Here is a 21,654-nt window from a genome sequence, read left to right on the forward strand (position 1 = left end):
TAGTAAGGGCGTTGAGACGTGTACCGCCGTATCACATCCCCCAGCGCAATGCCGGGGTGCGCACCGGCGCGTCCCACAACCCGAGCATCTCCTGGTCGACCTGGCACAGCGTCACCGAGGCGCCCGCCATGTCCAGGGAGGTGACGTAGTTGCCGACCAGGGTGCGGACCACGGCGACCCCGCGCTCGGCCAGCACCCGCTGCACCTCGGCGTTGAAGCCGTACAGTTCCAGCAGCGGAGTGGCACCCATGCCGTTGACCAGCACGAGCACCGGGTTGTGCGGGGGCATGTCCTCCAGGATCGCGTGCACCGCGAAGTCCGCTATCTCCCCGGAGGTCATCATCGGGCGCCGCTCCCGGCCCGGCTCGCCGTGGATGCCGATGCCCAACTCCAGCTCGCCGTCGGGGAGATCGAAGGTGGGGCTGCCCTTCGCCGGGGTGGTGACGGCGCTCAGCGCCACGCCGAAGCTGCGGGAGTTCTCGTTGACCCGGCGGGCCATCGCCTCCACCTGCTCCAGCGGCCGGCCCTCGGCCGCGGCGGCGCCCGCGATCTTCTCCACGAACAGCGTCGCGCCGGTGCCGCGCCGGCCGGCCGTGAAGAGGCTGTCGGTGACCGCCACGTCATCGTTCACCAGCACCTTGGCGACCTGTATGCCCTCGTCCTCGGCCAGCTCCGCCGCCATGTCGAAGTTGAGCACGTCGCCGGTGTAGTTCTTCACCACGAACAGCACCCCGGCGCCGCTGTCCACGGCGGCCGCCGCGCGCACCATCTGGTCCGGCACCGGGGAGGTGAACACCTCACCCGGACAGGCGGCGGAGAGCATGCCGGGGCCGACGAACCCGCCGTGCAGCGGCTCGTGCCCCGACCCGCCACCGGAGACCAGGGCGACCTGTCCGTGCACCGGGGCGTCCCGGCGGACGATCACCCGGTTCTCCACGTCCACGGTCAGATCCGGATGCGCGGCGGCCATCCCGCGCAGCGCGTCCGCCACGACGGTCTCCGGCACGTTGATCAACATCTTCATGCCCGTCTCCCAGAAAGCTCAGCAGGTGGTCCCTGACCGGCGTTCTCCCTGCTCAGGCCGGGTAGGACCGGATAGGTGGTCGGAGCCTTGCACCTCAGTATCGGCCTTGTGGCCGTGAAGGTCATGTGCGCTGCGGCATTCTGCCCGGCCGCGCACCGCCCGAACCGGCCCCGGCGGGGCGTGTCGTGGCGCGGACCGGGCGCGCTCACCGCGCGTCACCTCCCCCCGGCCGGGGCAGCTCGACCACGACGAACGCCTGTCGGCGCGCGGCCGCCGCGTCCGGGTCCGAGGGTGCCCCGGGGGGCGGTGCGTTGCCCTCGGAGCGGGTGGTGACCTCGATGTCCGCCAGGAGCGTGACGGTCTCCCCGTCGGCCTGGAGCCGTGCCAGGTGGACCGCGAGCGCCGAGCGGAACACCTCCGCCACCCCGTCCGCGCGCGCCTGCCCCCGCCGCAGCGCCTCCCCGAAGTGGGGAAGGCCGCCGCGCATCCCGTTGGCGTGGCCGACCACCACCACCCGGGGCGGCGGGAAACCCGCACGCGTGTTCGCCACCGACGCCCATGCCACCTCGGCGGCCAGCCGGTGCACCGTCTCCCGCTGCCCCGCCGTCAGCTCCACCGAGCTGTCCGCGAACGCGACCCCGCCGATGGTGAGGCGCTCACTGCGGTACGACGACGGGGGCGCCGGGGCCGGGTGGGGGGCCGGGGCGGGTGCCGGGGCCGTGGTCGGGTGGTGCGGTTGCCCAGGGGGCTGATGGTGTGTCTGGGCCGCCCGGGGTGCCCGGGGTGCCGCCTCGGACGAGGACGAGGACGAGGACGGGGGCGGGGGCGGGGGCGGGGTCGTGGTGGTGCCGGTGGTGGTGTCCTCCGGCCGGGGATCGTGCACCGTGACCGTCGTCCGGCGGCCCTGCTCCCGGTCGCCGCCCGGCGTGGGGTGCTCGGTGGAGACCGCGACCGGGAAGTCCGCCGCGGTCAGCCGCCGCTGCGCGATGCCGTGCTGGTAGTTGATGAGATACCGGTCGAGCCGGTCCCGCAGCTCCCCGTGCACGGCCTCGGCCCGCTGCCGCGCGGCCTCGGGCAGGACCCCGCCGAGCGTGGGACGGCGGGCGTTGCCGCGCCCGGTCACGGTGATCCGGGGCAGCGGCAGACCGTTGTGGTGGTTCCACAGCCCGGTCCGGGTCGCCAGTTCGGCCACGTAGTTGAGCTTGCGGCCCTCGTCCCTGCTGATCTGCCGGGAGCCCTCGCGGAACCCGATGTCCACCTGCGGAAGCCGGTGGCCGTGCACGATGACGGAGGTCAGCGGGTTGGCCTCGGCCGACGGTTCGTTCGTCAGCAAGTCGGCGCTGACCTCGTGCATGGACTCGCCGGGCCGCTGGGAGAACATCCGGAAGTGCCACAGGTCGCTGCCCTTGGCCAGCTCCGACGCCTGCTTCATGCGCGCCTCGGCCACCTTGACCGCCTTCTCGTACGCGGCGTCGGCGGCCACGCCCTCGGGGCTGCCCTCGGTGGTCGCGTTCCGGGCCTCCCGCGCGTCCACCGCCCTGGCGAGCGCGTCCGCGAGGGCCAGATGCCGCTCCAGCCGCTTGACCTGCGTCTCGTCGGCGGCGCTCCGGCGCGCGCTCGCCAGCTCCCCGCCGATGGCCTCGTGCAGCTTGTGGAAGCCGTCCGGGGTGGCGTGCCGGAGGTTGTGCGCCACGGCCGACTTCACGATGGCGGCGACATGGGCGCGGCGGGCGAAGTTCTCCAGTGTGATCTGGTGCCTGCCGTCCTCGCTGCCGAGCACCACGGCGGCGAAGTGGTAGCCGAAGTGGCTGTGGTCCTGCTCGCCGGGCTTGGCGTAGTTGTGCGCCAGGCTCGGCAGGCCGTCCGCGTCGAGGGCGTTGATCGAATGCACCAGATACGCCTCGCCGACCTTCGCCCAGGCGTGCTCGTTGATGCCGATCTCGCGCGCCGCCTCCGACAGGTTGTCGCGGCGCGGATTGTCCAGCGGGTCGTAACTGAGCGCGCTGCCATAGGACTTGCCCGGGGTGGGGCCGTCGCTCTCGGCGATGAACCGGTCGTCCCGGCGCACCTGCCGGGCCGCCCACGAGGGATCCAGCGCCTCGGGCCGCCGGCCGTCGGCCACCAGGGTGAGGGACTCGGCGAGGTGGTGGATGCCGGTGACCTCCGTACGGCCAAGGGCGTTGATCGGTGCCTTGGCGAGCCCGGTGCCGTCGGGGCCCCGGAAGACCACGTGCGAGGCGGCGACATTGCCGGAGACCATCTGGGCGAAGTCCCGGCAGATCTCCTCCTCCGACTTCCCGGACCGGGTGAGGAACTGCGGTACGACACGCATCAGTTCGCGACGGCCGCCCTGGCCGTCGCCGACCCGCAGCTTGATCCCGTCGGGCTTCAGCCGTACCAGGCTGCCCGCGAGGGCGAGTTGGTGGTTGGCCGACTCGATCGCCTTCGGGGAGGCGAACACCTGCTGCCCGTAACCGCCTTGGCGGTGCGCCAGCGAGAGGTCACCCGACACATGGAGCGGCGGATGCTGGCTCACCGGGGTCTGCCGGTGCCCCTGCGTCGGCACGATCAGCCGCGGTACGTCACCGGAGCCCCGGTCGTAGTCGAAGCCGGTCTGCTGCATGCCGGTCGGCTCTTCGAACAGCGTCGTGTCGGGTTCGGCGCCGATCACCTCGTAGTCGCTGGTCGTCAGCGGGCGGGCGCGCAGCCGGTCCAGCAGGTCGGCTGGGGTCAGGGGCGAGGTGTGCTCGCCCGGGTGCGGAAGCAGTTTGGCCGCGTAGTCGGGGCCGCCGGGGTCGGGCTCCGGGGTGGCGGAGTCGAACAGGTCCAGCGGTCCGTGCGCGCTGCCCAGATGCAGCGACCAGCCGCCGTCGCCGCCGCGCAGATCGAGGCGTTCGGCGCCGGTGCGCCAGTCGAGCATGGGACGCACCTCGGCGCCGGTCGACCACACCGCCGTACCGGCCCGGTCCGCCACGAGCTGCGCGAGCCCCTGGTCCTGTGCGTGCGAGACCAGCAGCAGGATGTCCTGGTCGGGTCCGCGCAGCGGGTCGCGGGCGACGAGCTCGGCGAACTCCGCCGGGCCGGACACCTGGATCGTCCGGCCGTCCACCCGCACGGACAGGCCGTTCCCCGGCGAGCCCAGGGCGGTGACGACGTACGGCTCCCGCCAGGGCGCCGCGTGCTCGGTGGCCGTTCCGTCCGGGCTGGACACCGTGTAGCTCGTCAGGTCCGGCGGCACCGCCCGCGCGCCGGTCCAGTCGCGGCCGGTGACCTGTCCCGAGGCGTCGACCAGCGCGGTGTGGTGGTCGAGCGCGCTGTGCTCGGTGGCCAGGTAGTGCGCGCCGAGCGCGGCGGCGTCCCGCGTCGACTCGGGCCCGGCGTGCGCGGTGAGGGCCAGCAGATACCGGTAGTCGTCCGCGTTCGGCGCTCCGTCCAGATGGAGCACCTGTTCGGCCAGCAGCTCCAGATGCGGCCGGTGCTCCGCGTCCGGCGCCGGGTGCGCCAGATCCATCGACTGGAGGGTGAGCAGGGCGTCATGGGCGCGGTCGTACGACTCCTGGTCGAGCGTCTCGCCGTACAGCCCGTCCAGCCATTCGTACTCGCGCCGGCGCTCCACCGTGTACTCCTGGAGGATGTCCGACCAGTCGAGATCCTCCTCGTCGCGGTGCTCCCCGGAGCTCTCGGACTGCGGCATGCGCGGGTCCTGGGCGGTGTGCTCCTCACCGGAGCCGCGGTCGGGGTCGGTCACCGGGTCGACCCAGACGTGCCGCCGGGTCACGGGCTCGGCGTCCGCACGGGCCTGCTGCCAGCGCGGGTCCCGCTCCGGCGCGGCGCTGTGCGACCGCTCCCCGCCGGTGTGCACGACGGACTCGGGTACGTCGCCGACGAGTGCCCCGAGCAGCTGGAGGTGGCGGCCGCGCAGCCCGCCCTGGGCGAGGCCGTGCGGCGCGGGCTGGTGGAAGTCGCCGAGCAGGCTGCCCGCCACCTGGGCCCGGCCCGGCCCCTCGCCGTCCTCGCGGTACTCGTCGCGCAGCCCGAGCTGGTGGCCCAACTCATGGGCGTAGGCGACCGGTTCGGCGTCCGGCCACCAGGTGCGCTGGTCCATCGGGCGGTCGTGGCCCGCGAGGTCGACCACCAGATGGGGGTCGGATTCCAGGGGCACCCGCTCCACCGTCACATGCAGCAGGCTTCCGTCGGGGAGGCGGTGGCCGGGGCGGTTGTAGAACTCCTCGGCGCCCTGCCGGAGCCGGTGCCAGGCGGTGTCCGGGTCATGGCCCGAGCCGTCCCGGAAGGCGACCCGCACGGTCAGATCGGTGACTTTGGTGTCGCCGACGCGGAACGCGCGGGCGTCGAAGGCGGAGCGGACCACGAAGCGGGGGGTGCGGTCGAGAGGGCGGCGCGGGGCGGTGACGGACCCGGTCCGGTGCGCGGACTCGGGCGCCTTGACCGCCGTGGACTCGGGGGATGCCGTCTTGGTCTCGGGGTTCTTCGGAGCCTTGGGTGCCTTGGGCGCGGCCTCGTGGTCGGTCAGCGGCGGCTTGGCCTTCGGCGGCACGGTGGTGGTGCTCTGGTCGGCCGGATGCGTCGGGGTGCGGCTGGCGTCGTAGTGGTTACGGCCGTTGTAGTACACATCGACCATGCGATTGCCGCCCTGCGGGCCGACCGTGCGCAGATGGGCCGTGCCGTCGCCGGTCGACTGGAACGTCCGCAGCTGGATTCCGAGGGTGTGGGCGACGAGCCCGGGGAACATCTCGCCCTCGTCGGTGTTCCAGGCGTCGTTGCCCGGCACCCAGTTCTGCACGGCCCGGATCAGCGCCTGGTGTTCGGCCGACGTGAGCGGCTGGTGCAGCGCGGTGTCCACGACGGCGCCGACGAGGCGGTCGTGGCTGTCGACGTAGTCCAGGTTCAGCGGGCCGGAGTGGGTGGTGACGTACGCGAACTGGGCGTGCGGGGCGAGAGCGGTGTCGCCGAGCTTCCAGCGGCCCTGCTCGTCCGTGGTCTCGGGCACCTCGGCGGCGGCGCGGTCGGCCGCGTCCTGCGGGGAGAGTTGATGGGGAGGGCCGGTCAACTCCTGGGCGCGCGTGTCGACATAGAGGGTGCGCAGCGCCTGCGGGCTGAGCCAGTCGTGCGAGGTGACATGGTCCACGCCGGCGTCGTTGAGCCGCTGCTGCAACTGCTCGAAGGACTCGCCCTGGAGCGTCTGACGCAGCTGGCTCTCCTGGCTGCGGCGGTACAACTCCGTGACGTCGAACGGCAGATCCTCCGGTCGGGAGGACCGCACCCGGTCCAGCACCATCTGGTGCAGACTGCGGGCGGCCCGGCCCAGCGGGCTGTCGGCGCCGACGCGGCCCCGCTGGGTGCGGATCTGGTGGACGACGGCCCCGTGCTGGGTGCGCGCGTGGTCGGTCGTACCGCCGTGCAGGGCGCTCGGCCAGTGCTCGGGCGGGGTGCTCGCGAGCACGGAGTACAGCAGGCAGCGGCCGTCACCGGGGACGGGGACACGGGGCTGGGGCGGGGCTTCGGCGGTGTGGTCCTCGGCGGTGTCGTCCAGCCGGGTGTGCTCCTGCAGGGTGTGCTCCTGCTGGCTGTGCTCCTGATGGCTGTGGTCCTGCTGGGTGTGCTCCTTCGGTGTGGGGGGCTTGAGGGCCTGGGCCTTCTCCTCGGTGGACTTGGGGTCCTCGGACTTCTCCTGGGCGGGCTTGGTGGACTCGTGCGTATCGACCGGCCTGTTCGTGTCGACGGGCTTCTGGGTCTCGGCCGGCTTGTGCGTCGTGTCCTGCTGCTCGGTCTTCTCGGGCGTCTTCACCGGCTTGGTGACGGTGGTCGTGGTCGCGTCCGTGGTCTTCGTGTCGTTCTTGGACGTGCCGGTGTCCTTGGGCGTCGTGGTGTCCGTGGACGTAGAGGTGGTCGTCGTCGTGGTCGCGTCCTCGGTCTTCTTCGCCGCCCAGTAGTAGACGTGCCCGTCCGTGTGCGCCGTGTTCCCGTACGTGCCGCTCTCGTCGTACTTCTGCGTGCTCAGCCGGACCGGCTGGCGCATCAGCACCTGGGCGCCCTTGACCGTGGCCTTGCCCGGCTCGGTGGCGGTCTTGCCGTGCGGCAGCACCGGGGGCGCGAGGGTGCGGGTGGGGACGCCCGGGGCGCGGGTCACCGGGGAACCGCTCTCGAAGGTCTGGTCGCGGTCCAGCTTCAGGGCGTTGGTGGGGATCGGGACGACGACGCTCGGGTTCTTGGTGGTCACGGGCACGGCCAGCGGCGTCAGACTGGCGTTGACGCCGTTGCTCGCGGTCGTGGCCGACTCGTGCTCGGTGGACACGGTGATCTCGTCGCTGCCGTTGTCCCGGGTGGAGATCTCCACCGCGTCCCCGGTCGGCTCAAGCCGCACCTCGACACCGGTCTTGCCGTCGCTGCCGAGCGGCACCGTGCGATAGCCGCTCGCGGGGTCCTTCAGCTGGTGGAAGACCGTGGGCAGGGTGCCCGAGCCCAGGGCCCGGCGCAGCGAGAACTGCTGTTCCAGCGGCAGGCGTTGCTCGCTGACCAGGGGGTGGGAGGCATCGAGACGGGGATCGGAGACGAAGGAGCCGAGCAGCTTGGTCGCCGCGTCGGGCGTCATGGCCCCGGCCCAGTGGCCGATCGTGGTCGCGGCGGAGCCCAGGCCCCAGCAGAGGGCCGCGCCCGTCTTGCCCAGCACCCCGTCGCCCCAGGGCCTGGGCGTGGTGAGCACCGTCTGCGCCTGGTCGTACAGCCCGGTGTGGTTGTCGAAGCCCACCAGGTCATGGGCGGAGTCCAGCGACGCCTGCCAGCGGTCCCGGTCCGCCTTGGGGACGACGGGCCGCATCTCGACGGTGCCGCCGCCGTCCAGGACCTGCTGCTGCGCCTTCGGTGGCTGCTGCTGTTGCTTCGGGTGGGCGGCCGCCTGTTCGGCGGTCTCCGTCAGGGACTTGGGCACGTCGACGTGCACCCGCCAGGTCGGCTCCACGGGCCGCGGCCTGACGAGGTTCACGAAGCGTCCGTACTCGGTACGCCGGGTCACGGTGACCTCGAAGCGCATACGGTTGCCGAACCGCACCGTGTCGCCGAACTTCGACGTCTTGTGCTCGACCTTGGTGGTGACCCCGGTCTCTGCGCTCTTGCTCCGGCTGCCCTCGGCGCCCCCGGACGGCGCCCAAGCCACGCTGCCCAGACCGGACTTGCTCTCCTCGGCCTTGACAGCGGCGGCGTCCTCACCGGGCTTGGGCTTGACCACCGGGGCGTAGGAGATACGGAAGTTGCCGTCGGCGCCCAGCGACCAGTTGTGCCCCGCGCTGCCCTTGACGGTCTCGGTGAGGCCGACCTTGCGGGTGGTGTCCCCGGTGGAGTGGTCGCCCTCGTCGGTCCACTCGTCCCGCGGCACGCCCCGCACCAGGACCTCGGTGATCACCCGCTGGGTGCGGGACTCCTGCACGTGGTAGTCGAGGACGCCCCGGCCCACGAGGTCCTCGTAGTTGGCCGACAGGTTCTCCGGCGAGAAGGTGTCGGCGAACGGCAGCGCGCTCTCGGGCACGTCGGAGACCGTGTCGAGACCGCGGATCTGCCGGTCGATCTCGCCGAGGATCTCGTCGGAGCGGGGGATCTCGGCGGTGGCACCGCCCAGCAACCCCTTGGAGAGCAGCGGGGCTTGGCGGGTCCCGGTGGTGTCCGGTGCCTTCGAGGCGTCCTCGCCGAGCCGCCGTACGTCGTCGTCGGAGAGCAGCACCAGCACCCGGTGCTTGCTCTGCTGCGGATCCCCGAGGGTGATCTTCCCCTTGGCGTCGGTGACCCGGCCCTGGACGGTGACGTCGGCGTCGGCCTCGTACAGGTGCCAGGTGCCCTTGTACGCGGCCTTGCGCGAGGTCGTCATCTTCTGCTTGATGTTCTCGCCGCTGTTCTGCCCGGCGCCGCCCTTGCCCTTGAAGCCGCCGCGCACCTGGAGGGAGGCGTCGGGGCTGTCCTTGGACGGGAAGCGGCCGGCGTCGAAGCCCAGGCCCGCCTTGAACGCCCGGGTGTTCTTGTCGGCGACCGCCGTGGACACACTGGACTTGGTCTCGATCTCCAGCTTGCCCTCGCCGGGCAGCGTCTCGCGGAAACGGAGATTGCTCAGCCTGGTGCGCGTCGACAGCCCGATGGTGTCGCGGTTGCGGCCCGAACCGACCTGCTCGTCACCGCTGTTGGCCCAGCCGCTGTGCGAGGCGGAGACCAGGGACCGCAGATGGTCCTCGTCGGTGAGTCCGTCCAGGGCGTCCTTCAGCTCGGGCACACGGGTGTGCTCCTGCGACGTCCCGGCCTTCTTCTGGAAGGCGCTGGCCAGGGACTGCTCGGCCGTGGTCCGGAAGCCGTCGGACCCGGTGACATGGCGGATCGCGTGCCGCTGCGGCAGCACCTCCACCTTGGGGATGGACGCCGGGGGCGGATTGTCGGCAGCCTTCGGCTCACGCGCGACCTCGACCGTGAGATGACCGCCGGGCCGCACCTGCTTGATGCGCTGCATGTGCGGGGACGGCGCGATCGTGGACAGGTGCGTGGTCGGCTGCTTCGGGTCCTCGACGCCGACCATGACGTGGTACGTCACCGGGTGGCCGTAGGTGTCGGTGTCCGCCTCCAGGGAGAACTGCCGCTTCACCTCGGTCTCGGTGCCCATGGTGAGCCCGTGCGAGGGGTTGTGGGCGGTGATGTCGAGGCTGCCGATGGTGAAGCCCCGGGTCACATCCGGGTGGTCGAGTGAACTGCGCACGTTTCCGGCGAGGTTGACGACGTGCTTGGCGCTGCGGGTGACGGACTTGTCGGCCCCGGTGGTCCGGCTGGTCACGGCCTTCGTGGTCGACTTCCCGGACCCCAGGTGATCACCCTTGCCGGGCTCGGCCTTGATGAGGATCTCGTGCGTGGTGCCCGAACGCCCCGGCAGATGAGGGCTCTTGAGGGCGATCCGGTAGGTGCCGTCCAGCAGCTTGGCGCCGCCGCCGCGCAGCCGGGAGGGCGCGAGCTGCTGCCGTAGCGCGCGCAGGTTCTCCCACGCCTCGGGCGTGACCCGGGGGTGGGTCGCGGCGCCGCTGGGGGGACGGATCGCCTCCGGGGGCGGCAGCACACCGGGATGGTCCTGATGCATCTCCCGCACGATGTGGTCCTCCAGCTCCGTGGAGCCGGGGACGTCGAGGATCGTGGTGCGCGGGGCGGCGACCGGGTCGGTGAGCCGGGCGGGCGCCAGCTGCGGATGGTCACCGGTGGTGACCTTGGGCAGCTCGTGCGGGACGGCGCGCAGCACCTCGCCGTTCTGCGGATCGATGGTGAGGACGACGTCGCCGGGCGCGGGCGTCGGCTGCTTCACGGACGGCGGCGGGCTGTGGTCGCCGATCTTCGTGGTGGTGGTGGAGCGCAGCCCGTCGGGCCCCGGCCCGAAGTGGTGCCGGATGAGCTGGACCCGCAGCCGCACCTTCGTGGCGACCAGGTCGGCCTTGCCGGTGTGTTCACGGCTGGCCTCGGTGCCGATGGTGTTCTTGCCCTTGACGCCGTGGGCGAGGTTGCTGGAGCCGGTGTAGCCGGCGGTGCCGGTCAGCCAGGTGGACTCCTTGGTGCCGTCCGTCGCCTTCCACACCTCACCCGTGGCACCGCCGCTGAGCCCCAGCGACCAGGAGCTGTTCTCGGTACGGCTCTGACCGTGCTCGCCCGACGACTTCGAACCCAGCGTCGCCTTGTCGTCCACGGTGTGCAGGGCCCGGGAGTCGTCCGGCTCCACCGTCAGCAGCAGATGGGCCTTGCCGCCGTCGCTCAGTGTCAGCGGCTTCGACAGCAGGCCGGCGCCCGAGGCGTGCTCGAACTCGTTGATGACGTTGGACGGTTGGAAGAAGTCCTCGATGTCCTGGTGCGCGGTGCCGTCGGGGCGCGCCTCGCGCGGCAGCGCCTCGTAGACGGCGTTCCGGGCTGTGTCGAGGCCGGTGACGGACACCGGATGCCCGGAGGCGGGCCGGGCGGCGTGGTTCTTGGCCTGGTCGGACTCCCAGCCCTGCCAGGCTTGCGGCCGGTCCTTGTCCAGTTCCTGCGGCCGGGGCACATCGGCGCGGACCTGCCCCTTGATGTCGCCGTCGGCGCCGGGGACGTCGAGCCGGGCGCCCTCGTGGTCCGTGACCTTCACCTGGTAGGTGAAGTCGGAGGTGTAGCTGTCGGTCTTGCCGGTGAAGGCGAACTGATTCGCCGTCTGCGCCGAGGACTTGACCGTGGTCTCGCGCCCGTGCGTGGCGCCGCCCAGCTTGCCGGACGGCGTGACCAGGGCGGACAGCTGGGGGTTGACGGGCCGTACGACGGTCGGCCCGAATTCCAGGCCCGCCTCGGAGGAGGTCATCTCCGTCTTGCGCGGGGCGGTCTCGTGCGTCGACTCCACGGGCACGTCGAAGCCGTCCCCGTCGTTGTCCTTCGCCGCGTCCTTCGTCGGGTCCAGCTGCCAGGCGGAGGCGGTCGCCTTCACCTCGACCTCGTACGGCTTCCCGTCCACCCGCACGGTGAAGCGCCAGCCGCCGTTGACCATCTGCCCGTGCTGCTTGCGGAAGTTGGCGGGGTCGAGGGCCGCGTCCAGGCGCTGGACGACGGAGGTGTCCTTGGAGTGGCCGCCGAGCAGGGTCTCGACCCGGGTGCGCACGGCGTTCGGCCCCGGGTCCTCGGTGATCTTCTTCCCGGCGAGGCCCTGAATGTGCCGCCCGTCCAGGACGGCGTCCGGCTGCTTCTCCTCGGGCTTCGGCTTCTCGTGGGGCTTGGGCTGCTCCTGCGATTCAGGCTGTTCCTCGGCCTTCGCTTCCTCCTTCGCCTTCGCTTCGTCCTCAGCCTTCGGGTCCTCTTCGGACTTCGCGTCCCCTTCGGCCTTCGGCTGTTCCTCGGCCTTCGGCTGCTCCTGCGGCTTCTCCGTCCAGGTGAGTTCGGCGTTCTCCTGGCCGGGGCGGAAACGGAGCAGCGGCTCGCCGTCCGGGCCGTGATGGGCGCCGACGATCTTGTCGAAGACGGTCTTGCTGAAGGGGGAGGGCGGGTCCCAGAACATATGGGCGCCGTGCATCACGGCGATGTCCTTGGCCTGCATCTCCTTGATCAGCGCCTCGTGCTCCTCCGGCGGGATGCGGGTGCCGCCCGGGGTGGAGATGTCGAACAGGTCGTGGTCCCCGGTGATGGGCCGCCGCGTACCGTCCGCACCGACACCGTGGACCACGCCGTCGACCACCACGAACTTGTTCTTCTTCGCCAACAGCTCCATCTTGGCGTTGAGTTCGCGGTATTCGGTGGAGCGCTGGTTGTAGCGGGAGAGGACCTTGTCCCAGTCCCCGTCGGGGACGGTGGTCCGGTCGGGGGTCTTGGGCTTGAAGTAGCCGACGAGTCCGATGTTCTTGGGGTCGGCGCCGAGGTGGATGTCCGCCTCGCTGATCGTCTTCGCCTTGATGTCCTGCGGTTTGGCCATGGCTCCGGCGTCGAGCCACTTCGGCGCGGTGGAGTTGGTGGGGCGGACGTCGATGACGAGGTTCTTCTCGCGGGCGATCTGCCGGAACCCCTTGAAGTTCTTCTCCGGGATGCCGTAAGTGTGCCGCGCCGTATAGGAGTTGACCTCACCCTTCTTGAGCGGCTCGGTCCAGGTGAGTTCGGCGTGCTTGTTCTCGGGCCGGAAGCGCAGCAGCGGTTCGCCGTCGGGACCCTGGTGCGAGCCCACGATCTTGTCGAAGACGGTCTTGCTGAAGGGGGAGGGCGGGTCCCAGAACATATGGGCGCCGTGCATCACGGCGATGTCCTTGGCCTGCATCTCCTTGATGAGTTCGTCGTGCTGGGGGTGCGGGATGCGGGTGCCGCCCGGGGTGGAGATGTCGAACAGGTCGTGGTCGCCGGTGATGGGCCGCTGCCTGCCCTCGCCGTCGATGCCGTAGACCACGCCGTCCTTGACGGCGAACTTGTGCTCCGCCTCGTACACCGCCATCTTGGCGTTGAGTTCGCGGTATTCGGTGGAGCGCTGGTTGTAGCGGGAGAGGACCTTGTCCCAGTCCCCGTCGGGGACGGTGGTCCGGTCGGGGGTCTTGGGCTTGAAGTAGCCGACGAGTCCGATGTTCTCGGGATCGGCGCCGAGGTGGACGTCGGCCTCGTTGATGGTCTTCGCCTTGATGGCCTGGGGCTTGGCCATGGCTCCGGCGTCGAGCCACTTCGGCGCGGTCGGGTTGGTGGGGCGGACGTCGATGACGAGGTTCTTCTCGCGGGCGATCTGCCGGAACCCCTTGAAGTTCTTCTCCGGCATGCCGTACGTCTCCCGCGCGGTCTGCGCGTCGACCTCGCCCGGCTTGGGCTCGGGCTGCCGGGTCGGGTCGGACACCGGGTCCACCCAGGCGTGCTGCCGGGGAACCGCGGGCGCCTCGGCCCGCGCCTGCTGCCAGGCCGTACCGTCCCCGGTGTCCTCGTGCCGGGGGTGCTGCCCCCCGCCCTGCTGGGCGAGCAGGTCGTCATGGCCCGTCGTCAGGGCGCCCAGGAGCTGGATGTGGCGGTCGCGCAGCCCGCCGTGCGGAAGCCCGTCGTGCTCCGGGGCCCGGTGGACGTCGCCCGGCAGGCTGCCGAGGATGTGCGGGCGCTGCGGCGCGGTCTCGTCGGCGTACTCGTCGCGCAGCCCCAGCTGGTGGGAGATCTCGTGCGCGTACTCGACGGGCCGGGCACCCGGCGCCCAGGTGCGCTGGTCCATGTCATGGCCCGCGCCCACCAGGTCGACGGTCAGATGCGGCTTGTCGCCGGGGCCGACGCGCTCCAGGGTGACGTGCAGGCGGTCGCCGTTGGGCAGCGTGTACCGCGGGCCGTTGAAGTACCGCTGCACGCCCTCCTGCGCCCGGCTCCAGGTGTCGTCGGCGTCATGCGCGCCCGAACCGTCCTCCCGCAGCGCCACCCGCACGGTGAGATCGGTGTACGACGTCTCGCCCACGGTGAAGCGCCGCTGGTCGAAGCCGGAGCGCACCACATAGCGCGGGGTGCGGTCGAGCCGCATCCGGGGCGGCGGCCCCGAGGGGCTGTTGGCGGCGGCCTGCCGACGCAGGTCGTCCAACCCCTCGCTGCTGGGGGCGTGCTGCCGGGAGGGGTGGTTCGGGTCCTCCTGCGGCAGCTCCTTCTGCGCCTGGAGCTGCTGGTCCTCCTGCGACTGGTGACGGTGCTGCTCGTGCGGCTGCTGGTGGGGCTGATGAGCGGGCTGCTGCTGCGGCTCGGGGGCGGGCCTCGTCCCATGAGTCGTCTGATGAGCGGTGGAACTGATGGAGTCGTTGGAGTCGGTGCTCGGGGTGTGATCCGTGGGGACCTTGAGGGCGTCGCCCTCGTCCGACGCGGGGGTGTTGTCCTCGGTGGTCCTCGTGTGCTCGTCGGTCCCGGTGGTGATCCGGTCGAGGTGGCCGGGGGACTCGGGGGCGACGGTCGGCCGGGTCAGCTCCTGCCGCAGCGCGCTGGTGCGTTCGTCGTACGTCAGATGGGAGGACAACTCCGTGCGGATGTCCTCGATCCGGCGTGACGTGTCCTCCGGAGCGCCCTCGCGGATCCCGAGCAGCTGCTCGGTGTGCTCCTCCCGCAACCGCTCCAGCCGGTCGCCGAGTTCACGCACCTTGTCCTGGCGGTCCAGTTCGCGCTGACGCAGATGCTGGTCGAGCTTGTCGTGGGCCGCCCTGGCCTCGGGCTCGCTCGCCGCCTCCTGGGCGCGGCGGCGCAGCTCGGCGGCGCGGGGATCGTCCTCGCCGTCGTGCAGGGCTTCGAGGCGTTCGCGCAGTTCGCGCTCGGAGGGGCGGTCGGGGGTGTCCGACTTCAGCCGGTCCAGGCGCTGTTGGAGCCGCTGGTCCGCCCGGTACTCGTGGAGGGCGCGCAGTGCCTGGTCGGCCTCCTGCGGGGTGGCCGCGCGGTCCACCTGCTCGCGCAGCTCGCGCTCGTGCTCGTCCGCGCCGTCGTTGAGGGCGTCCAGGCGCCGGCGGAGATCGGCGTCGCTGCCCGGCGTCGGGGGCCGGTCGGGCGTCGGCTCGTCCGACTTGAGCTGATCGAGGCGCTGTTGCAGCCGCTGGTCCTCGCGGTGCTGCTCCAGATCGTGCAGCGCCTGGTTCGCCTCGTCCGGGGTGCGGGCGTTGTCGAGGCGTTCGTGGAGCGCGGTGGTCTCGGGGTCGGAGGTGGACCGCAACTGGACCAGCCGGTCGTGCAGTTCGGCGTCCTGGCGGGTCGAGCCCAGCTGTTCGCGCAGCCGGTCGGCGGTGGGCTGGTCGGTGGTCAGGGCGAGCCGCTGTCGCAGGTCCTCGACATCCTGGTGGAAGGGGCGCGGAGCGTCGTCGCCGGTCAGCGACGCGGCGGGGACATGGCTCTCGACATACGACGAGTACTCGTTGAGCCTGCTGTCCAGCAGCTCGGAGTCCCCGGAGCGACGGGCCTGTTCGACCGCGTCGACCTTGCTCTGCCACTCCTGCCTGGACCCGGTGAAATTGGTCAGCCGGTCGAAGCCGCCCTGCGTGTGCGCGTGGAACGCGCCGTAGCGCTGATGGGCGGCACGGGTCTCGACATGGGCGCGGAAGTCGGACAGGTGCTCCCCGGCGCGCTGCCAGTCGCCGGACGCGGCGGCCTTGTGCACGGCACCGGTGTACGCCGAGCGGTCGGCGTCGGACATCCCGGCGGCCCGCGCGGCACGGTCCAGGTCCGAGACCCGCTGCCGGATGCCGGCGTCGGGTGCGACCGGCCGGGCCGTCGGGGGCGCCGGCGCCTGGTGGAGCGGGTTCGGGTCATGGGTGGGCACGACGACGGAGTCCAGCTGGTGCAGCTGCTCGGTGACATGCGCGTCGGGGGCCGTGGACTCGGTGTCCACGTGCGGGGTCGTACCGGGCTCGTGCCGGGGGACGTCAGGGAAGGAGGGCGCCTGCTCGGACGTCGGGGACCGGTGTGGTTCGGTGGTCGTGGGGGACTGGTGCTGCTCGGTGGTGGTCGGCGACGGGTTCTGGCCGCCGGTGGTCGGGGAGTGGTTCTGCCCGCCGGTCGTGGGGGACTCGTTCTGCCCGCCCGTGGTGGGGGTCTCGTTCTGGCCGCCCGTGGTGGGTGTCTCGTTCAGGCCGCCGGTCGTCGGGGCCTGGTTCTGGCCGGTGGGCGACTGGGCGCGGGGCGCCCGGGGGGCGACCTCGTCCTGGCCGTAGTCCGTCGTGGGGGAGCGGTGGGACGTGGTGGAGCCCGTCGAGTGGGTGGGGCCGGTCGAGGTGGTGGAGTCGGTGGTCCGGGTGGGCCCGGTCGAGGTGGTGGAGTCGGTGGTCCGGGTGGAGCCGGTCGACGTGGTGGAGCCGGTTGAATGAGTCGACTCGGTGGACTCGGTGGACCCGGTCGATTCCGTGGAGACGTGCGGGGTCGTGGCCGTCTTCTGGGTGGCGCCGGTGACCGGGCCCTCGGACTCGGTGACCGTGGTGTGCGGGGCGGTGTGCGCCGTACTGTCGCCGCTCTCCTCTCCGCTACGACTGCCGCCCGTGGCCGGCGACTCGACGGAACCGGTGCTGCCCCCGGTGCCCACGCCCTTGCCGCCAAGCCCCTTGGTGTCGAAGTCCTCCATGCCGGGCAGATGCGGGCCTTCGCCGTCCAAGGAGAGCTTCGGCAGATGCAGGTCGGGCTCGGACGGGAGATGGATGTCGGGCGTGTGGACCTCGGTGTGTTCGCCCCCGCCGAACCTGCGCTTGCCCCCGCCGCCGCCCATCGCGCCGATGATGCCCGAGGTCAGCGCGGAACCCATGTCGTTCTCGCCGCCGAAGATCTCGGACATCACCTCGGTGGTGACGATGCTGGAAGCGCCGCCGATGAGGCCCTTGCCGATCAGCGAGGACGCGAACTTCGGCGCGAAGGCCGAGCCCGCCCCGGAGAAGATCCCGCCGATCGCACCGCCGATCGCGCCGCCCTCCAGGGCCTGGAGCGTGGCGGCGGTGTCCCACTTGGTGCGGTCGCCCTTGAGGAACTGGATCCCCTGGATCACCGCGTCCATGCCCACCATGAACCCGACGCCGGTGGCGATCGAGATCAGCAGCCGCTTCAGCAGCATCTTGACGATCGCCCGCACACCGGTGACCAGGACCGGGATCGCCTCCGGCGCCCAGAAGGCGAGTTCGGCGATCTCCACCGCCAGCCACACCAGCTGGGCGATGATCATGTACTTGGCGTACTCGACCTGCAACCCCGTGTTCCGGCCCAGCTCGCCCAACTGCCCCGCCGCGTCGGCCATGTCGGGGATGTTGGACTTCAACTGCTGGGTGAAGGCGGTGAACTCGTCGGCGACCTGGCCGCCGACACTGTGCAGCACACCGCTGGTCGCCGGGTCGATCTCCCGGCTGATGGCGGTGAGTTGGCGCGCGGCGTCGTCCCACGCCGCGCCCAGGCTGCGCAGTTTGTCCTCGTCACCCTTGGGCCAGTCCTGTCCGACGGCCAGCTTGGCGACCCAGTCCAGTTCCGGGGGCAGTTCGATGCTCATGACTTGGTGTTCTTCACCCGTGTCTCGGTGGGCTGGACCTCGGTGGTGTGCAACCGCCGGGTCGCCTCGACGTTCTGGTCCTCCATGCGTTCGAGATTGACGGCCATCGTGCGGATGCCGTCGTGCATGCTGTCGACCAGCTGGCCCATCTGCCCGGTGCTGTCGATGATCTGCTTGTGGGGCGTGGCGTACTGCTCGTAGAACTGCCGCCCGGTCGCGTCGTCGCCCCAGCACTCGCCCAGCTCGGAAAGGCGCCCCTCCAGGCCCTTGCCGATGTCCCGGAACCGCGCCGCCAGCTGCTGCACGTACGGCAGCTGGTTGCGCAGCCCGGCGGTGTCGACGTAGAACTCGCCGTCAGCCATGCGTTCCTCCCTGGATCCCGTGGTCGTGGTGGGGTGCGGTGCCCGGCGTCATCGGCCGCCACCGCGTCGTACGTCCGGCCGTCCCTCGGCGATGTACTCGCGCACCTCGGCGGGCATGGCCGGTTCCTCCGCGAGCAGTTCCGTGGCGTCGACCTTGCCCTCGATGAGGTCGGTGAGCCGCACCCCGGCCGGCAGCCCGTGCGAGCCGACCTCGGCGACGGCCTCCAGCGCGTTGGCGCGGGCCTGGCGGATGGTGGACAGCAGCGCCTCGGAGAGTTCCTTCGGCGCCATCCGGTGGTAGGCGCCGGTGGGGAACTCGATCGCGGTGACCTCGCCCTGCGCGTTCACGGTCGCCTTGACGGTCTGCCGGGGCGCGGTCGCCGTACCGGTCACCTCGTTGATCCGGCGCCGCGTCTCCACGGCCTCCGTGCGCTGCTTGCGGTACAGCGCCAGCAGGTCTTCTATCTCCTGGTCGTAGGGGCTGCTCATCCGAGTCTCCTTGCGTCGTGCGATGGTGCGGCGGCGGGGCGGCGCCGGGTGGCGGACGGCCGCCGGGTGGTGGGCAGGCGCCGGGTGGCCGGCATGTGGCGGGGTCCGGGCAGGCGGCGGAGGCCGGGGGCGGTCACAGCACCGCGCCCGAGCCGTCGGAGGCCGCCGTGCCCCAGGTGTCGCCCTCCTGGACCAGCAGGTCCGCGATGCCCCGGGACGGCTGCGCGAGCTCCTCCTCGGCCTCCGTCTCGTCCAACGCCGGGTCCTGCGGGGGAAGTTCGGCGGTGAGCTCCGAGGGGTCGCCGGCGAACGAGCGCAGCCGTACGGCCGGGACGACCATCTCGCCGGGGCCGGTGGGCCCGCTCCGGTTGGGCCGCCAGGTGGAGAGCCGGGGGCCGTCCGCGTCCTCCTCGGCCGTACCGGCCTCGCCTGACCAGGTGCTCGCGTCCTCCGTCGCGTAGCCGGGCGCGAGGACCTCTTCCTCGTCCTCGGTCGGCACGGACCACAGCAGCGGCACGAACGCGGCTCCCGCGCTGTCCCACGCCGCCGTGTCCTCCGCCTCGGCCCCGGCGGCGGGGGCCAACGCCACGTGATCGTCGGGGAGTTCGGGCTGGTCCGGCTCGTCGGGGCGGTCCTCGCCGAGCTGCCGCGCGGTGTCGTCGCCGCCCACCGGCAGCACGACCAGCGCCGCCGCGTCGTCCTCGTGCCGACGCCGGTGCCGTCGTTCGGCGGACTCCTCCGCTCCCGCCGTACCCGCGCCGAGGCCGGACCCGGCCACCGCCGCGGCGGTCGCCCCGGCCGCCGCCCCGAGCAGCACGGCGGGCAACGCGCCCTCGCCCACGCCCTCGTGGGCCGCCACGACCGGACGCTCGCCGTCGGCCTCCGCCTCCGGAGTCCAGGCGTGCGCGTCGGGAGTCAGCAGCCCGGACGCGTCCGACCGCTCGTCCCGCGCCCCGGCGGAGGCGGCGCCCGCACCGGGCATCATGCCGGGCATCGCAGGCACGCCCTCGCCCGCCGCGACGGCACCCGCCTCGCCCGCCACGGCGGCACCCGCCTCTGCCGCCTCGGTCTCGCCCGCGACAGCGGCACCGCTCTCCTCGCCGTCCGCGAGGCGCGCCACGGGAGCCGCCGCCGTGGGCCGCGGCGCGATGGGCAGCCCGTCCGAGCCGATCATCACACCCTCGGTGGGCTCGGGCAGGGCGAGTCCCTCGCCACCCGCTCCGGCGCCCCCGGTGATCTCCTCGGGCACCCCGGGCTCACCGCTCCACGGCTCGCCCTCGGGCTCCAGCAGCCCCGAGGCGTCGCTCGGATCGGTCGTGCCCTGCCCGGCCGGGGCGCCGCCGCCCATGCCGGGCATCATGGGCATGCCGTTCATCCCGCCCATGCCCAGGGCCGAGCCCTCCTCGGCCTCCTCGGCGGCGAGCGCGCCGGGCAGTGCCTCCGCCTCCTCGTCCAGTGGCAGCCCCAGCCCCTCGCCGCCCGCCAGGGCGCCGGCACCGCCGATCTCCTCGCCCACCTCGGGGTCGCCGACCCAGGGCTCGGCCTCGCTGTCGAGCAGCCCGCTGGCATCGCTGGGGTCGAGGGCGCCGCTCTGTGGCATGCCGCCCGCGCCCATGCCGGGCATCATGGGCATGCCGCCCGCGCCGGTACCGGTGAGGCCCTCCTCGGTGGAGAGGTCGCCGGGGTAGCCCGCGGCCTCCGCCTCGTCCAGCGGCAGCCCGAGGCCGTCGCCGCCCGCGTCGGCGCCCCTGCCGCCGATCTCGTCGGCCACGCTCGGGTCACCGCTCCAGGGCTCGGCCTCGCTGTCGAGCAGCCCGCTGGCATCGCTGGGGTCGAGGGCGCCGCTCTGCGGCATGCCGCCCGCGCCCATGCCCGGCATCATCGGCATCCCGCCCGTGCCGAGGCCCTGTTCGCCCTCCGACAGGCCGTCGAGGGCCGGCGACTCCAGCGCGTTGTCCAGGAGGGACGGCGATGCGAGCCCCTCCGGCAGTCCGGACTCCGTGCCGAGGCCGCCCGGGAACTGCTCGGGGGCGACATCGCCGAGCCCTTCGCCCGCGTTCAGGCCGCCGGTGCCACCGACCCCCGTGTCACCGGGGAAGTCCTCGGGAAGCCCACCGGCGTCCGACCAACTGGCCGGATCCTCGGCGAGGTTGTCGGCCAGCGTGGGGAACTTCCCGTCGCCGGTACCGGTGTTCAGGCCGCCCGGGAAGGAGGTGGGCGCGAACGTCGGAAGATTGTCGTCCAGGCCGGAACCGCCGGGGAACGCCGACGGGTTGAGCGCCTTGTCGAGGGCGCTCGGGTCCAGGGTGTCGTTGCCGAGCGCGTCGTCCGGAAGCCCGTCCAGACCGGGCGCGTCGCCGTCCACGCCCGTGCCGCCGGAGTACGGCGAGGGCATGGCGAGCGCGTTCATCGGGTCCACGCCGGGCATTTCCGGGTCCGGGAGGCCCGAGGTGTCGGGCGACGAGAACGCCTGCGGATCCGGCGCGTCGACATTGGGCAGGTTCGGGTCGGTCAGATCGGGATCGGGGACGTCCGGGACGTCGTCCGGCACATCCGGGCTGTCCGTGGGGCTGGTCACGGGCGGCGGGGTGTGCACCGAGTCGATGGTGACCTGGTACTCGCCCGCCAGGCTCTTGAGGACCGCCCGCATGTCGCTGGTCATCATCTCGACCAGCTGCGGCTTCTCGTGGATCGGGATCAGGCCGTTGCTCATCGGCTTGACGCCCATCTTCACTGCCTGGTCGGCGTACCAGGCGTCGATGTCCGCGATCTTGACCTGGGCGTTGTACAGATTGACCGAGTTGTCGGCGAGCTGCTGCGGCACCGAGTTGCCCGCTTCACCGCCGGAGAGTACGTCCGCGGTCGCCTTCACCTGGCGCGAGAAGGTGTTGATCATGTCGCAGAAGGCGTCCGCCGCGGCCCCCTTCCAGGGACCGTTCTCCCCGGCCAGCGCGTTCGCCTGGTCGGCGAGGCTCTTGGCGATGCCGGCGAGCACCACCTCGGCGTTCAGGAAGTGGCCCGCCGCGTCCATCAGGGACTGGGGGTCGGAGATGCCCTTGGCACGCTCCTCGTTGGCGTCGGAACCGGTGCCGGCGGACATGCCATTGATGGCCGCCATGATCTGCTTCCAGTCCCACGAGTTGTAGTCGTCGATCGACCCCGGATCGTTCCCGGGATCGGCGAAGATGCCGTCACCGCTGTCGCTGAACCCGCCGGTGTTGTAGTCCGGGCTGCCCATCTTTGCCCCAGTCTCCCGCTTGCGCCCCTGTCAGGGTCCCCGCCGCCCCCGGTCACCGTCGTACGGCACCGGGGGCGGC

Annotated in this window: 5 protein-coding genes; all 5 read right to left on the bottom strand. The window is 72.1% G+C overall.

The window, feature by feature from the left end:
* Positions 1 to 31: 31 nt before the first annotated feature.
* The gene (gene dhaK / locus AB0N90_RS01755; RefSeq protein WP_361669949.1) at positions 32 to 1,024 is read right to left on the bottom strand and encodes a dihydroxyacetone kinase subunit DhaK; all 993 of its coding nucleotides are present in this window, start codon (positions 1,022 to 1,024) and stop codon (positions 32 to 34) included.
* 205 nt (positions 1,025 to 1,229) lie between these two features.
* The gene (locus tag AB0N90_RS01760) at positions 1,230 to 17,486 is read right to left on the bottom strand and encodes a hypothetical protein (protein ID WP_365192246.1); all 16,257 of its coding nucleotides are present in this window, start codon (positions 17,484 to 17,486) and stop codon (positions 1,230 to 1,232) included.
* Complete coding sequence (locus AB0N90_RS01765) at positions 17,483 to 17,848, bottom strand: hypothetical protein (RefSeq protein WP_361669955.1); 366 nt, start codon at positions 17,846 to 17,848, stop codon at positions 17,483 to 17,485. Before AB0N90_RS01765 ends, AB0N90_RS01760 begins: the two co-directional genes overlap by 4 nt.
* Before the next feature lie 48 nt (positions 17,849 to 17,896).
* Entirely contained in the window at positions 17,897 to 18,337 is a 441-nt protein-coding gene (locus tag AB0N90_RS01770; RefSeq protein WP_365192247.1) for a YbaB/EbfC family nucleoid-associated protein, read from the bottom strand.
* A 133-nt stretch (positions 18,338 to 18,470) separates the two neighbouring features.
* Positions 18,471 to 21,575, bottom strand: a complete 3,105-nt coding sequence (locus AB0N90_RS01775) for a WXG100 family type VII secretion target (RefSeq protein WP_365192248.1) — start codon at positions 21,573 to 21,575, stop codon at positions 18,471 to 18,473.
* Positions 21,576 to 21,654: the final 79 nt, after the last annotated feature.

The organism is Streptomyces sp. NPDC093018 (genome assembly GCF_040684035.1).
In the GTDB taxonomy this organism is placed as follows: Bacteria; Actinomycetota; Actinomycetes; order Streptomycetales; family Streptomycetaceae; genus Streptomyces; species Streptomyces murinus.